Source organism: Phyllobacterium sp. CCNWLW109 (genome assembly GCF_037203905.1).
Lineage (GTDB): Bacteria > Pseudomonadota > Alphaproteobacteria > Rhizobiales > Rhizobiaceae > Phyllobacterium > Phyllobacterium ifriqiyense.
The window spans coordinates 700,292-714,212 of the sequence record NZ_JBBCBK010000003.1 but is presented as its reverse complement, the minus strand read 5'-3'; the positions used below and the strand labels follow the sequence as shown (position 1 = coordinate 714,212).

Here is a 13,921-nt window from a genome sequence, read left to right as displayed (position 1 = left end):
TTATTTTTTCATTTGTTCCTTCAAAGCGAGCAGCTTGGCAAAAGGCGAGTCCATGTCGATTTTAACTGGACGTTCCTCACGCTCGGGACGCTTGGTTGGAGCCTTATGTTGTCCCTGTGGTTTTCCGCCATGTTTCGCGCCATCCTGTTTAAAGCGCTCATTGCCTGCGGGCTTGCCTTTGCCCCGGAAATGTTCCTTGCGTTCACCACGTTCATTCTGCGGCGCAGCCGGGCGGTTGGGCTGGGCAGCTCTCTGCTCAGATTGGCCGTTTCGTGCTTGCCCACCGCGCTGATGATCGCGTTTCTCGTGATTTCCACGATTATTGCGATTATCGAAACGTGCCTGACGCCACAAGAGAATTGGCTTTGGTGCTTCTTCCGGCACCGCTGGCGTTGCTGTTTCAGCAGTCGGCTGGGATGGTTTGGCTACAGCTTGCACCACTGGTGCATTTGCAAACCCTGGACCAACCGGTTCTGCAGCAGGCACTGCAGTGTCTTTCGTTGGTGCAGCACTTGCGACCGCTTCTAGCTCCGCCAATTTGGCAGCAACAATCGCAGGTTCAACGGCCTCCTGACGATAGCCAAGATTTTTGAGGATCTCCTCCATATCATCGGCAGTTGCACCGAGGATCGACATCATGGCTGGGATTACCAGAAAGCGTGATCCGTCATAGGCGCCATCGGGACGAGTGCCCGTGCCGGGCTTCCAGGCCAGCGCAGGACGGATGAGATCCGCCAGACGTTCAAGGATGTCGATGCGGACAGCTCTGCGACCAAGCAATCTATATCCTGCCAGACGATAGAATGCGGGATCAAAGCTTGCATCGGTCACCACAGAGGTTCTGCCTGCGGACAATACCTGAACGACGTCGCCATACCCGGGACGGTCCTTGGCATCTTCTTTGAGCGCCCAGAGCAGCGTCAAGAGACCAGCAGGGGCCGGTTTCAGCAGAGCCGGCAAGAATACGTGATACGCGCCGAAGCGCACGCCGAGACGGCGCAAGGCTGCTCGGGAGTCCTGATCCAACCCGCGAACTTCTTCTGCAACATCCCGGCGCTGCAAAACACCGAAGTTTTCGACCAGCCGGAAGGCAAGACCTTTCGTGATTCCAACCAGCGCATCCGCATTGGCAAGATCAACAAGCGGCTTTAACACCGTGTCTATATGGTGGTTGAGAAAGCGATCAACCCGCGCGGCAACCTTGTCGCGAGCCGGGCCAGTGAGCTGCTCATCAGCCAGCAATACGGCGCGCGGCTTGAGCGCTTGCTCTCCGGATACAACGGAAGCAATAGTCGCACCGATCCAGCGCAGCGTCCCATCTGACGCCAAAGCAAAATCGCCATTGGCGGATGCCGAAAACCGCTCAGCGCGATTTTCGAACTCTGCCGCCAGCGCTTTTTGCGCTGCAGCTTTGATCGCCTTGGCGTCCGCTCCATCATCTTGAGCATCCGCAGTGAAACGGAACCCGTCTAATCGTCCAACATGGTGCCCCTCGACAACAACGTCCCCGGCAGGGCTAATTTCGGCTTCTAGCATTGTATTCTCTCTCAGGCGCCTCATAAGCACGCTTGTCCTGCGGTCTACGAAGCGTTTCGTCAACCGTTCATGCAGTGCATCGGATAATCTGTCCTCAATTTCACGCGTCTTTTCTTGCCAATGTGCCTGATCTGCCAGCCAACCGGGTCGATGAGACACAAATGTCCACGTTCTGATCTGGGCTATACGCCGCGAAAGAGCGTCGATATCGCCATCAATGGAATCAGCCCGCCGAACCTCTTCTGCCATATAATTTTCGTTCACATGACCTTTTTCAACAAGATCAGTATATACGGACGCAATGATGTCAGCGTGTTGCGCCGGTGCAATCTTGCGATAATCCGGCAAGGCGCAGGCGTCCCATAAAAGTGCTACACGTTCGGGCGTATTTGCGAGTGGAGCAATATCGGGATCACGCGAAAGAAACTCCAAAGCTTGCTGGTCAACCGCCGGAAGAGCTCTGGTCAGACCATCAATCGGTGCCGGAGTGTCAATGGAGCGCTTCAGCGCATCGAGGCTGGAATAGTCAAAATGAGCACTCCGCCACTGCAAAATCTTCACTGCATCGAAAGCATGGGATTCAACACGTTGAACAAGCGCTTCGGAGAAACCTGACACATGGCCCGTCACGCCAAATGTTCCGTCACGCAAATGGCGCCCGGCTCGCCCGGCTATCTGACCGATTTCTGCCGGTGAAAGATCGCGGAACTGATATCCATCAAATTTCCGGTCCTGTGCAAACGCAACGTGGTCCACGTCGAGATTGAGCCCCATACCAATGGCATCGGTTGCCACCAGATAGTCCACATCCCCGGACTGATAAAGCTCCACCTGCTTGTTTCTCGTTCGTGGGCTTAGCGTTCCCATGACCACCGCAGCGCCACCATTCTGCCGCCGGATCAATTCCGCGATTGAATAGACTTCTTCCGCCGCGAAAGCCACAATCGCCGTGCGCGGTGGCAGGCGGGTAATCTTTTTCGAACCGGAATAGGCGAGATTGGACAATCTTGGCCGTGTAACCACGGATATGCCCGGCAAAAGCTTCTCCAGAATGCCACGCATCGTTGCAGCGCCCAGGAGGATTGTTTCCTGACGCCCGCGGAGATGCAGAATGCGATCCGTGAAAATGTGGCCACGCTCAAGATCGTTGGCAAGCTGAACTTCGTCAATGGCAACAAAATCCATATCCGTATGGCGCGGCATGGCCTCTACGGTGCAAACTGAATAACGGGCGCCAGGCGGACTGATTTTTTCTTCGCCGGTAATCAGCGCGACATTGGCAATGCCTGCTCGCTCCACGACACGATTATAAACCTCGCGCGCCAAAAGCCGCAGCGGCAAACCGATCATACCGGATCGGTGCGCGAGCAGGCGCTCAATCGCAAGATGAGTCTTGCCAGTGTTTGTGGGCCCCAAAACTGCCGTAACATCGCGGCCAGTCAGTGTGAGAGGCAGTTCGGTCTTGGGCATAAGGTTCATCAACTACAATCCAGTACCGCCCAAATGAGCAAACCAAAGTTTGGCGTTCATCCAAACAGCATTCTCAGCATCTACAGAACGTAAGTGGCTCAATCCAGATAAACAATCATTAATCGATTCACGGAATATACCGTTAAGAAATAGAACGCGAGCAGAACGAATCGGCTACGAATCAGCTTTAGGCTCATATTCCCGATTTGTTCACGGCGATATATAGATTTTTTCCAAGCATAATCACTACATGCTGAATCACTCAACTTGTTGGAGGCCCACATCGCGCAAAAAAATTAACTTTTGCGCATCGCCGCGAATTATCAGTTTTCATCAAGAGTCAAGCACCTCTGCCGACTGGATTCTCCAGCCGGCAGAGCGCCTGCAGTAAAAACGGTCTTAGCTCAGATATTGTCCGCCATTGGCTGAGAGCGTTGAGCCGGTTATGAAACCGGATTCGTCTGAGGCCAGGAAAACGACACAGCGCGCCACCTCTTCAGGCTCGCCAAGACGACCGACCGGAATCTGCGGGATGATGCGCTCGTTTAAAACCTTTTCATCAATTGCACGCACCATTTCCGTTCCGATGTAACCGGGACAGATCGCATTGACAGTAATGCCAGCCCGTGCACCCTCTTGTGCCAGTGCCTTTGTAAATCCTATATCGCCCGCCTTGGCAGCCGAATAATTGACCTGTCCAGCCTGACCCTTTTGCCCGTTGATCGACGATATATTGATGATGCGTCCAAATTTGCGGTCTCTCATCCCCGTCCAGAGCGGATGAGTCATATTAAACAGGCCATTCAGATTGGTATTGATGACATCCGTCCACTGCCCTGGTGTGAGCTTGTGAAACATAGCGTCGCGCGTGATACCGGCGTTATTTACGAGCACCGAAATGGGTCCCAGATCGGCCTCCACCTTGGCAATACCGGCTGTACATTCTTCGTAACTCGACACATCCCATTTATAGGTCGCTATACCGGTTTCATCACTGAATTTTTTTGCCGCTTCATCATTGCCTGCATAGCTTGCTGCGACTTTGTAGCCTGCATCTTTCAAAGCGATGCTGATTGCAGCACCAATACCGCGCGTACCACCGGTTACGATAGCTGTTTTTGTCATGTTTCCCCTCCCTGAAATAATCTCTCGTAAATGCAGTCAATAAATCACAAGTGTGAAGTGCACGACGCACCGCAGAAACGCCGGCCCCGCTAAGCGCAGAGCCGGCAAAATTTGGTTTAATCCTTGATGCGTTCGACGCAGAGAGCGACGCCCATACCGCCGCCAATGCAAAGTGTGGCAAGACCCTTGGTCCCGTTGCGCCGCTTCAATTCAAAAAGCAATGTATTCAACACGCGCGCACCGGAGGCACCAATTGGATGGCCTATAGCGATCGCCCCACCATTGACGTTGACGATATCCGGGTTGAAACCCAGATCCTTATTGACCGCGCAGGCTTGGGCCGCAAAGGCTTCGTTTGCTTCTACAAGATCAAGGTCTTCTGCCTTCCAGCCAGCCTTTTCCAGTGCTTTGCGTGAGGCCGGAATTGGCCCTGTTCCCATAATGGCCGGATCAACACCTGCCGTTGCCCAAGAAACAATGCGCGCCAATGGCGTGATGCCACGGCGCTTTGCCTCGTCCTCGCTCATGAGGACAACAGCCGCGGCGCCATCATTCAGCCCCGATGCATTACCGGCGGTGACTGTTCCCTCTTTATCGAAGGCAGGGCGCAACTTCGACAGCGACTCCAGCGTTGCGCCGTGACGAATATACTCATCATCGGCAACGACCACATCGCCCTTGCGGGTCTTGATGGTGAAGGGCACGATTTCATCCTTGAATCGTCCGGCTTTTTGCGCAGCCTCAGCCTTGTGTTGAGAGGCCAAGGCGAAATTATCCTGCTCCTCCCGCGTCAACTGCCATTTCCGGGCGATGTTTTCCGCAGTAATGCCCATGTGATAGCCATGAAACGCATCAGTCAAACCGTCCTTGATCATGGTGTCGATCATCTTGAAGTCGCCCATTTTGACGCCTCCGCGCAAATGGGCGCAATGGGGCGCCATCGACATGGATTCCTGTCCGCCAGCCACAATGATGTTGGCATCGCCGGTGGCGATTTGCTGCATGCCCAAGGCGACAGCCCGCAAACCGGAGCCACAAAGCTGGTTCAACCCCCAAGCTGTGGCCTCCTGCGGGATTCCTGCTTCCATCGCAGCCTGCCGCGCCGGATTTTGCCCTTCGCCCGCGCCAAGAACCTGACCCATGATCACTTCATCCACGTCTGCACCATCAACCCCAGCGCGGCTGAGCACCTCTTTGATAACCGCTGCCCCCAGCTCATGCGCGGGCACATTGGCAAATGCACCATTGAAAGAGCCTACCGGGGTGCGCGCTGCACTGGCGATAACGATGGATTGGGTCATAAACGTTTCCTCATTTTTTAATGCTCAATTCAAAATACTTCTGCCGAACAGAATTCCCTCCCTTCGTACATTTGACAAGGCCCAATCCAGCTAGAAGTAGATTTATCCTTCCCGCAGTGCAGCATAAGTTTGGGTGTAACCGGTTGTATGCAGTGCACAAAACACTTTGAAATGATGCGCTTTGCCCCTATCCTTTATTTCTACCGTCAAGCTGGCGCGTGAGTTCGGCAATGGGATATGCTTGGGGAGTTAAGTAATGGCAGCGAAGACCGGCGAAATCATCATCAAGAAATACGCTAATCGACGTCTCTACAACACCGGCACAAGCACTTACGTGACGCTTGAGGACCTGGCTGGCATGGTTAAGCGTAATGAGGATTTCACGGTGCAAGACGCCAAGACAGGTGAGGACATTACTCATTCCGTCCTGACCCAGATCATTTTTGAATTGGAAAACAAGGATGGGCAGAACATGCTTCCCATCCCTTTTCTTCGCCAGCTGATTGCATACTATGGCGACCAGATGCAGGTCGTACTTCCAACTTTCCTCGAACAATCCATGTCTGCCTTTGCCAAGGAACAGGAGCGCATGCGGGAACAGCTGACAACCGCTTTTGGCAAGTCGCCGATTGATATGATGAATGTCAGCACGCCGATTAAACTGGTCGAGGAGCAGGTGCGCCGGAACACTGAGATGCTGCAGCACGCGATGAAGATGTTCACCCCGTTTCCGCTCAACAAGTCCACGAATGCGGTTGAGGCGGACGAAAGTTCCGCCACTGAGAAACCGGCCGATACATCCGGGTTGAATGAACTAAAAGAGCAGATTGCAGCGATGCAGCGCAAACTGGATTCTCTCGACAAATAATTTTCAAAGCACGTGCGGGAGGAAGAATGACCGGGTCAGCCAAAGCAACCGTTTTCATCGATAATGAAAAAGTCATTGTAACCGAATATCGGTTTGACATTGGGGATAATACCGGCTGGCATCGTCATGGCCATGACTACGTTGTCGTGCCATTGATGGACGGAAAAGTGAAACTCCTCACCAAAGACGGAGAATCAATAGCCGAGATGAAGAAGGGCGTTCCCTATTTTCGATCCGAGGGCGTGGAACACGATGTTGTAAACGCCAATGAAGGCGAATACGCCTTCATTGAAATAGAGCTGAAGTAGCCGCTTCTAGCGAAAATTCACGTCGCGGCCCGCTGACCGAAGAGATACGGTGAAGCCCGCAAGAATATCAAAAAACGCCATCGCCATAAGAATGAAGAAGAGTGAGTGCGAAGCGCTTGGCACGAGCAAAAACTCTACGAGAAACGCCACAAACACAAATGTAGAGAGCAGATGATCGACAACTGAGGCATTGCTCGTGCGCGTTGACTTCATGATCTCAAAGAACAGAAGCGCGAGCGACAAAACGATCATCAGGTCGCCGAGCGTCATGACCCAATTGCCACCTGACAGCATCTGCATTGAATAAAGCTGGGTAGCCCAAGGATCAGCGCCACCAATGCCAGCCAATCCGGCAATAACCAGATTGAAGACAATGAGCGGCACGATCATCAACGGTATATTTGAAATCACGAAGCAATCTCCCACAAAAGCCGCTGGCCCCAAAATAAAAGGACCGGCACATGGCCGGTCCTTTTAGCATGCTTTCGAAGGAAAGATCAGCCTTCTTTAGGCGTCAAAACCTGACGGCCACGATACATGCCGGTCTTTAGATCGACGTGATGCGGGCGACGCAGTTCGCCTGAATTCTTGTCTTCGACGTAAGTCGGTGCCTTCAACGCGTCAGCGGAACGGCGCATGCCGCGCTTCGACGGAGAAGTTTTTCGTTTAGGTACAGCCATTGTTCCAGCTCCAGTAATCAGTCAAAATCCGGCACTGGCCCAACTGAGCCTGTCACAATGGACAAAAATCCGGAAAGTTCGGCTGGGCTATACACCGCCAAAGAGCTTTTGACCAGCATGAGTCTCATATTTTTTGTCATGAAGCTGTTAAACGAGGCATTTGACCGCTATTGGCGCCTAACCGATGCATCCGACATAGGCTCCTGCGGCCCGCGCGCGCCGCTCATTCACCCTTGCCAGCATTTGCAAGCCACGGCCAGGTTTAGCCGGGTTTCGCATAATAGGATTAGGAAGCGTGACCGCGAGATAGGCGGCCTGACGTGCAGATAGTTTTGCGGCGCTGGTATTGAAATGGTGCTGTGCCGCAGCCTCTATTCCGTAAATCCCCGGCCCCCACTCTGCAATATTGAGGTAAATCTCCATCAAGCGCCGTTTAGGCAGTATCAGATCTGTCATGACTGCCAGCGGAACTTCCAGCCCTTTGCGAATAAATGAGCGGCTGTTCCACAAGAACAGGTTTTTCGCAGTTTGCATTGGAATGGTCGAAGCGCCTCGCGTTTGCTCCCCATCGATTGTATCGGACACGACCGAATTTAATGCGTCCCAATCAACACCGGCATGCGAGCAGAACTTGGCATCCTCGGACATCATGACTGAATTGACGAGGGTTGGCGATATATCGTCAATGGAAACCCACTGACGGTCATAACCGGAGAACGTCACGAGGTCTTTGACCATCAAGGTGGAAATCGGATGGACAAAGGGCAATCTGTACAAACACAGCAGAATTAAAGGCAGCATCACCAATACAATGCCGATCAGAATCACATAGCGCATGATGCGCCCTAAAGGCGAGCGTCCCGGATCGACAAGATATCCCCTGCCCCGCTTGTTTCTGACCAAAACCCTTGCCACGTAGACCTTCCGCTTGAATTGCCTCCACGGACATAGAGCATCAGGAAGAAGAAGGGAATTCTTTCTGCAAGAATCTGCATAGCATTTGCCAATTGAGCAGAAAATTTATCTCATGCTTGACCAAAAGACCATTTATTGGTCATTGGGCAACCATGCACGATAATGATTTCTCACTTTTTCAGCTAAGTTTGCAGCAACGGGCAGCATCTGTGGAGATGTTGCTGTCAGAGCTCTTATCCGACCGTCCGCAGAGCGGTGAGATTACGCGCCCACCAAGATTGCTCGCGGCAATGAGACATGGGGTTCTCAACGGCGGAAAACGGCTTCGGCCTTTTCTGGTCATGGAAAGCGCAGCATTGTTTGGCGCCGACAATTCGGCGGCTTTGCGGGTTGCAGCAGCGCTGGAATGCATCCACAGCTATTCGCTCGTTCACGACGATCTGCCTGCTATGGACAATGATGATTTGCGCCGGGGACAGCCCACTGTTCATCGTAAATTTGATGAAGCCGCAGCGATACTTGCCGGTGACAGCCTTCTGACTTATGCCTTTGAACTCGTCGCAAGCGAGGCAACCGAAATCAGCGCTCAGGCGCGCCTCTCGCTCATAACAGAGCTGGCGCGTTCCGCAGGAATTGGCGGCATGACAGGCGGTCAGACGCTTGATTTGGAAGCTGAAAAAGTGAAGCCTGATGAGCAGGGTATCATTCGGCTTCAAGCAATGAAAACCGGAGCCCTTATCAGGTTTGCGTGTGAAGCGGGTGCCATTATTGGCAATGCTGACCAGCGCGAGCGCGAATGCCTTGCCGAATATGGCTCTGCAATCGGTCTGGCATTCCAACTTGCCGACGACCTGCTGGACGTGACTTCTGATGCTGGCAATATGGGTAAGGCGACAGGGAAGGACGTGGCAGCCGGCAAAGCCACACTTGTTTCCATTCATGGGATCGAATGGACGAAGCGCCAGCTATCAGGTCTTGTCGAGCAAGCGCAGCTTTTGCTTGAACCTTTCGGCGAGAAGGCCGGGCTTTTAAAGGAAGCGGCCCGCTTTATTGCCGAGCGGAAGAACTAGCCGCCTTTCTATTCGGCGGCCTGGCTGCCCTGTCCAAATCGATTTTCGATATAATCTGCAACCATTTTCTGGAATTCTTGAGCGATGCCTGCACCACGTAGTGTTGCAACTTTCTTGCCATCGACAAACACTGGTGCGGATGGTGTTTCACCGGTTCCGGGCAATGATATTCCAATATCAGCCATTTTGGATTCGCCAGGACCATTGACGATGCAACCCATGACGGCCACGTTCAAAGCTTCAACGCCGGGATATTTCTCGCGCCAGATCGGCATGTTTGTCCGGATATCGCTTTGAATAGACTGCGCCAGCTCCTGAAATACTGTTGACGTTGTGCGGCCGCAGCCGGGACAGGCAGCAACGATGGGAATAAACTGACGAAAGCCCATCGTTTGTAGCAGTTCCTGCGCCACCTGTACTTCCCGCGTACGGTCTCCGCCAGGCTCGGGTGTCAATGAAATGCGTATCGTATCGCCAATACCCTGCTGCAAGAGAATGCCCATGGCGGCTGATGAAGCCACTATGCCCTTTGTTCCCATGCCAGCTTCAGTTAGCCCCAAATGCAATGCATGGTCACATCGGCGTGCCAGCTCAGCGTAGACAGCAATCAAATCTTGGACTTGGCTCACCTTCGCCGAAAGAATGATCTTTGAGCGCGGCAAACCAATTTCTTCCGCCAATTGCGATGAGATCAAGGCAGACTGGACAATCGCCTCGCGCACAACGGCTTCGGCTGTCAGCGGCGAACCTGCCTCACTGTTTTTATCCATCAGGACTGTGAGCAGTTCCTGATCGAGCGATCCCCAATTAACGCCAATACGCACAGGCTTGTCATAGCGGACTGCCATTTCGATAATGGCACCGAATTGCGCATCTTTCTTATCTTTAAAGCCCACATTTCCGGGATTGATCCGGTATTTTGCCAATGCTTCGGCGCACGCCGGATGATCGGCCAGTAATTTATGCCCGATATAATGAAAATCCCCGACAAGTGGCACATTCAAGCCAAGCCGATCGAGTCTCTCCCGAATACGTGGAACAGCCGCAGCGGATTCATCACGATCTACCGTAATGCGCACAATCTGCGAACCTGCACGTGATAGCGCGGCAACCTGTGCAACAGTTCCATCCACATCCGCTGTATCGGTGTTTGTCATGGACTGAACGACAACCGGGGCACCGCCGCCAACCATAACGCCGCCCACATCGACACCAATCGACGAGCGCCGGGCAAAAGGTTGCGAAATATAGTCGGACATCATCAAGCTCCAAAGATGTTGTTCAGGTGGCGCAGACACGGCCATTTGTCAACACCAAGCAACATTAGCCTATTGCCTCAATGGCTGGCAAAAAAACCGCATGACAAAGTGTTCATGATCGCAATCTAGTAATTTTGCTGCAATGCAATATATTCCCCGAACGGGTCGCAGAAACCTATTGCAGTTCAGGAAGCTTAAATCATGGCCAAAAAGACAGCTATTATTACCGGTTCGAATTCAGGCATTGGCCTTGGGGCAGCACATGCGCTTGCGGCGGCGGGTTATAATGTCGTGATAAATTCGTTTACCGACCGGCCAGAAGACCATGCACTCGCCCAGGAACTTGCTGAAAGATACTCAACTGGTGTTGTTTATATCAAGGCCGACATGTCCAATGGCGCCGACTGCCGCGCGCTGGTCGAAAAATCAGCCGAGAAATTTGGCACTGTCGATGTGCTGGTAAATAATGCTGGTATTCAGTTTGTTGCCCCGGTCGATGAATTCCCCGTTGAAAAATGGGATGCAATCATTGCGATCAATCTGACATCTGCCTTCCACACCACTGCCGCCGCCTTACCCCGTATGAAGAAGGCTGGCTGGGGCCGGATCATCAATATCGCATCCGCTCACGGGCTGCGTGCCTCGCCTTTCAAATCCGCCTATGTTGCTGCCAAACATGGTGTCATCGGCTTTACCAAGACTGTGGCGCTCGAAGTTGCTGAACAGCACATCACCAGCAATGCGATTTGCCCCGGTTATGTACTTACTCCTTTAGTCGAAGCGCAGATTCCAGACCAAATGAAAGCGCATAACATGGATCGTGAAACCGTTATTCGCGACGTTATGCTTGAGAAACAGGCAACCAAGGAGTTTGCGACGGTAGACCAGATCGGTGCTACAGTCGTGTTTCTGGCCAGTGATGCCGCCGCACAGATTACAGGAACATCTATATCTGTCGATGGCGGTTGGACTGCTGCATAATGGCCAAGCCCAAAACCATCAATGTTGCCTTACAGGGTGGCGGTTCTCACGGGGCCTTCACCTGGGGCGTTCTTGATCGCATTCTTGAAGACGGCCGGCTGACTATTGAAGGCATCTCCGGCACCAGCGCCGGTGCCATGAATGCCGTAGCACTTGCCGACGGATGGTCACAAAATGGTCCCGAAGGCGCGCGGGCCAAGCTTCACGAGTTCTGGCGGGCGGTTGGTCGTAGCGGGCGCTTCAGCCCTGTGCAACGCACGCCATGGGATGTCTTCTTCGGCAATTGGTCTGTCGAAAACGGCATTGGTTACAATATTTTCGAGAATATCACCCGGATGTTCTCGCCTTATGAATACAATCCGCTCAATCTGAACCCGCTTCGCGATCTGGTGGAGAAAGAAATAGACTTCGAACGGGTGAAAGCCTGTTCGGCGCTTAAGCTTTTCATTTCTGCGACGAATGTCGAAAGCGGACGATTGCGGGTTTTCTCACAGAGTGAGCTCAATGCCGATGTCATCATGGCATCCGCATGTCTTCCCTATATTTTCCAGGCTGTGGAAATTGACGGCCAACCCTACTGGGATGGTGGTTATGGTGGCAACCCGGCCTTGTTTCCGTTTTTCTATTCCGGCGCCAGTGAAGATGTACTCCTGATCCAGATCAATCCTATCGAGCGCAGAGGAACACCGCAGACGGCCCGCGATATTACCGATCGCATTGACGAGATTACCTTCAATGCCGCGCTTTTACGGGAGTTCCGCTCAATTGCCTTTGTCAACTCGCTGATCAAAGCGGGCAGAATCGAGCATGGGGAATACCGCAACATTCGCATGCACAGGATTGATGCGGACGAAGCATTGGCAGGCCTTTCGGCCTCATCCAAAATCAATGCGGAATGGGCATTTCTCGAATATCTTCGCGATCTTGGCCGGGCAGCGGCCGAAGACTGGCTTGAAGAACATTTCGACGCAATCGGCGAACACGAAACACTTGACCTTTCAGATGAACTTGCGCCGGAAATGAATATTGGCTTGAAGAAGAAGAAGCCTGGCAGACGGGTTACCGACTTCCTCATTCAGCGCAAAAAGCCAGCCGCCTAGAGCAGTGTTTGGCGAGGTTTCATAAACTTGCTCTAATTCTTTGCCCGATCGGCGGTAGCGGCAAGGTTAGCCATCAGAAAAACGACAATGAGCAGCGCGGCAAGCACCATATAGATAGGGCCGAAACCTGTGCGTCCACCGACGAATCCGATCGCTGAAGGCGCTACCAATATTCCCGAATAGCCCATCAGCGTTACCATGCTAAGCGCTATGCCGGATGATGTGCCCGGTTGATTGCCTGCGGCGGAAAAGGCGATCGGTACCATATTTGCAATGCCGAGGCCCGAAAATGCAAAGGCGAGAATTGCTATCCATGGCGTCGGTGCAATGCTCGCGACCAAAAGTCCGGAAGCGCCAATGAGAGCGGAGATGCGCAAGGTTCTCACAGCGCCAAAACGGTTACGCACGCCATCGCCAAGGAACCTCATAATTGACATTGTGCCCGAGAATGCAGCGAATGCGAGTCCGGCGGTTGCTATATCCGCCCCTTTTTCCTGCTGCAGATAGAGGGCGGCCCAGTCGAGAACCGATCCCTCAGGGACCATGGAGAACAAGGCCATCAGTCCAATAAGATAAATCAGCGGATTGGTGGGGAAGGAGAGCTTCTGCTTTTCATGAACGACCGGTTTATCTTCAGTGATCATATGCCGGAACGCCACCAGTCCCAGAACAATTGCAATCGCCGTCACCACAATTGCGTGGATCAAATGTCCCTGCGCTTCGATGAGGAAGCCGCCGAGAGCACCTCCCGCAAAACCGCCAAGACTCCAAAAGCCATGCGAGGATGACATGACGGCACGCGATAGTTGTTTTTCGACCTCAACTGCATTGGCATTCATCGCAACATCCATGGCGCCAATGACGGCACCAAAAAGGAAGAGCGCCGGTGCTGCGGTGATGAGATTCGGCGCCAAGGCAACCAGAAGAAGCGAAAACGAACAAAAGAAGGCAAAGCCTTTAACGACGGCACGCGAACCAAACCTGCCTATCAGATAGCCGCACCAAGGCATGGCAACGAGCGCGCCAACTCCGAAAATCAATATCATCAGACCGAGCGTAAATTCACTAATATTCAAACGCGTCATGAATACTGGTATTTGTGGTGCCCAACTGCCGACGAGGAAGCCATTGAAGAAAAACGCGCAGGCAACAGCCCAACGGCCATATATGGCACGTTTGCGATAAACAGAAGCATCCATTGATTTCACAGCCATAAGAAAATTGCGGTCGCCCGAACTTTTAAATCGATTTAATTTCCTGTCAAATCACTCTTTTTGATCATATATGAACAAATTGAGATGAATTCTG

13 protein-coding genes are annotated in these 13,921 nt (G+C 52.7%); 5 read left to right on the top strand and 8 right to left on the bottom strand.

Annotation, left to right across the window (positions count from 1 at the left end):
- From V9K92_RS14005 to V9K92_RS13995, 3 genes are all read right to left on the bottom strand, one after another.
- Window positions 1–3,015, bottom strand: coding sequence for a helicase-related protein (locus tag V9K92_RS14005; RefSeq protein ID WP_337354250.1), 3,015 nt, complete (start codon window positions 3,013–3,015; stop codon window positions 1–3).
- A 390-nt stretch (window positions 3,016–3,405) separates the two neighbouring features.
- Window positions 3,406–4,131 carry a beta-ketoacyl-ACP reductase gene (locus V9K92_RS14000; RefSeq protein ID WP_115054284.1) on the bottom strand — a complete coding sequence of 242 codons (726 nt, stop codon included), beginning with the start codon at window positions 4,129–4,131 and terminating at the stop codon, window positions 3,406–3,408.
- 116 nt (window positions 4,132–4,247) lie between these two features.
- Window positions 4,248–5,432 carry an acetyl-CoA C-acetyltransferase gene (locus V9K92_RS13995; protein WP_336440438.1) on the bottom strand — a complete coding sequence of 395 codons (1,185 nt, stop codon included), beginning with the start codon at window positions 5,430–5,432 and terminating at the stop codon, window positions 4,248–4,250.
- Between the two features lie 256 nt (window positions 5,433–5,688).
- On the opposite strand from V9K92_RS13995, the gene phaR reads away from it, so the two are divergent.
- Together phaR and V9K92_RS13985 are read left to right on the top strand one after the other, a co-directional pair.
- Window positions 5,689–6,300 carry a polyhydroxyalkanoate synthesis repressor PhaR gene (gene phaR / locus V9K92_RS13990; RefSeq protein ID WP_337354249.1) on the top strand — a complete coding sequence of 204 codons (612 nt, stop codon included), beginning with the start codon at window positions 5,689–5,691 and terminating at the stop codon, window positions 6,298–6,300.
- A 26-nt stretch (window positions 6,301–6,326) separates the two neighbouring features.
- Entirely contained in the window at window positions 6,327–6,608 is a 282-nt protein-coding gene (locus V9K92_RS13985) for a cupin domain-containing protein (RefSeq protein ID WP_336440437.1), read from the top strand.
- A gap of 6 nt (window positions 6,609–6,614) precedes the next feature.
- Here the strand turns inward: V9K92_RS13985 and V9K92_RS13980 are convergent, their stop codons facing one another.
- The 3 genes from V9K92_RS13980 to mtgA all read right to left on the bottom strand — a co-directional run bounded on the left by V9K92_RS13980 (window position 6,615) and on the right by mtgA (window position 8,125).
- Window positions 6,615–7,019 (bottom strand): hypothetical protein, encoded by a 405-nt coding sequence (locus V9K92_RS13980; protein WP_115054288.1) that lies wholly within the window; start codon window positions 7,017–7,019, stop codon window positions 6,615–6,617.
- Between the two features lie 86 nt (window positions 7,020–7,105).
- Window positions 7,106–7,288: a 50S ribosomal protein L32 gene (gene rpmF / locus V9K92_RS13975; protein WP_008121851.1), complete on the bottom strand. Its 183-nt coding sequence runs from the start codon at window positions 7,286–7,288 to the stop codon at window positions 7,106–7,108.
- Between the two features lie 177 nt (window positions 7,289–7,465).
- Complete coding sequence (gene mtgA, locus V9K92_RS13970; protein WP_162802612.1) at window positions 7,466–8,125, bottom strand: monofunctional biosynthetic peptidoglycan transglycosylase; 660 nt, start codon at window positions 8,123–8,125, stop codon at window positions 7,466–7,468.
- Between the two features lie 230 nt (window positions 8,126–8,355).
- On the opposite strand from mtgA, the gene V9K92_RS13965 reads away from it, so the two are divergent.
- A complete protein-coding gene (locus V9K92_RS13965; RefSeq protein WP_307280994.1) occupies window positions 8,356–9,273 on the top strand; it encodes a polyprenyl synthetase family protein in 918 nt (305 codons plus the stop codon).
- 8 nt (window positions 9,274–9,281) lie between these two features.
- Here the strand turns inward: V9K92_RS13965 and ispG are convergent, their stop codons facing one another.
- Entirely contained in the window at window positions 9,282–10,532 is a 1,251-nt protein-coding gene (gene ispG, locus V9K92_RS13960; protein ID WP_163025355.1) for a flavodoxin-dependent (E)-4-hydroxy-3-methylbut-2-enyl-diphosphate synthase, read from the bottom strand.
- Window positions 10,533–10,733: 201 nt separating this feature from the next.
- On the opposite strand from ispG, the gene V9K92_RS13955 reads away from it, so the two are divergent.
- Window positions 10,734–11,513, top strand: a complete 780-nt coding sequence (locus V9K92_RS13955) for a 3-hydroxybutyrate dehydrogenase (protein WP_337354248.1) — start codon at window positions 10,734–10,736, stop codon at window positions 11,511–11,513.
- The gene (locus V9K92_RS13950) at window positions 11,513–12,613 is read left to right on the top strand and encodes a patatin-like phospholipase family protein (protein WP_307280999.1); all 1,101 of its coding nucleotides are present in this window, start codon (window positions 11,513–11,515) and stop codon (window positions 12,611–12,613) included. The genes V9K92_RS13955 and V9K92_RS13950 overlap by 1 nt, the downstream gene beginning before the upstream one ends.
- Window positions 12,614–12,645: 32 nt before the next feature.
- Here V9K92_RS13950 and V9K92_RS13945 read toward each other — a convergent pair whose 3' ends face one another.
- On the bottom strand, window positions 12,646–13,827 hold the full coding sequence (locus tag V9K92_RS13945) for an MFS transporter (RefSeq protein WP_337354247.1): 1,182 nt from the start codon (window positions 13,825–13,827) through the stop codon (window positions 12,646–12,648).
- Between the last annotated feature and the right edge of the window lie 94 nt (window positions 13,828–13,921).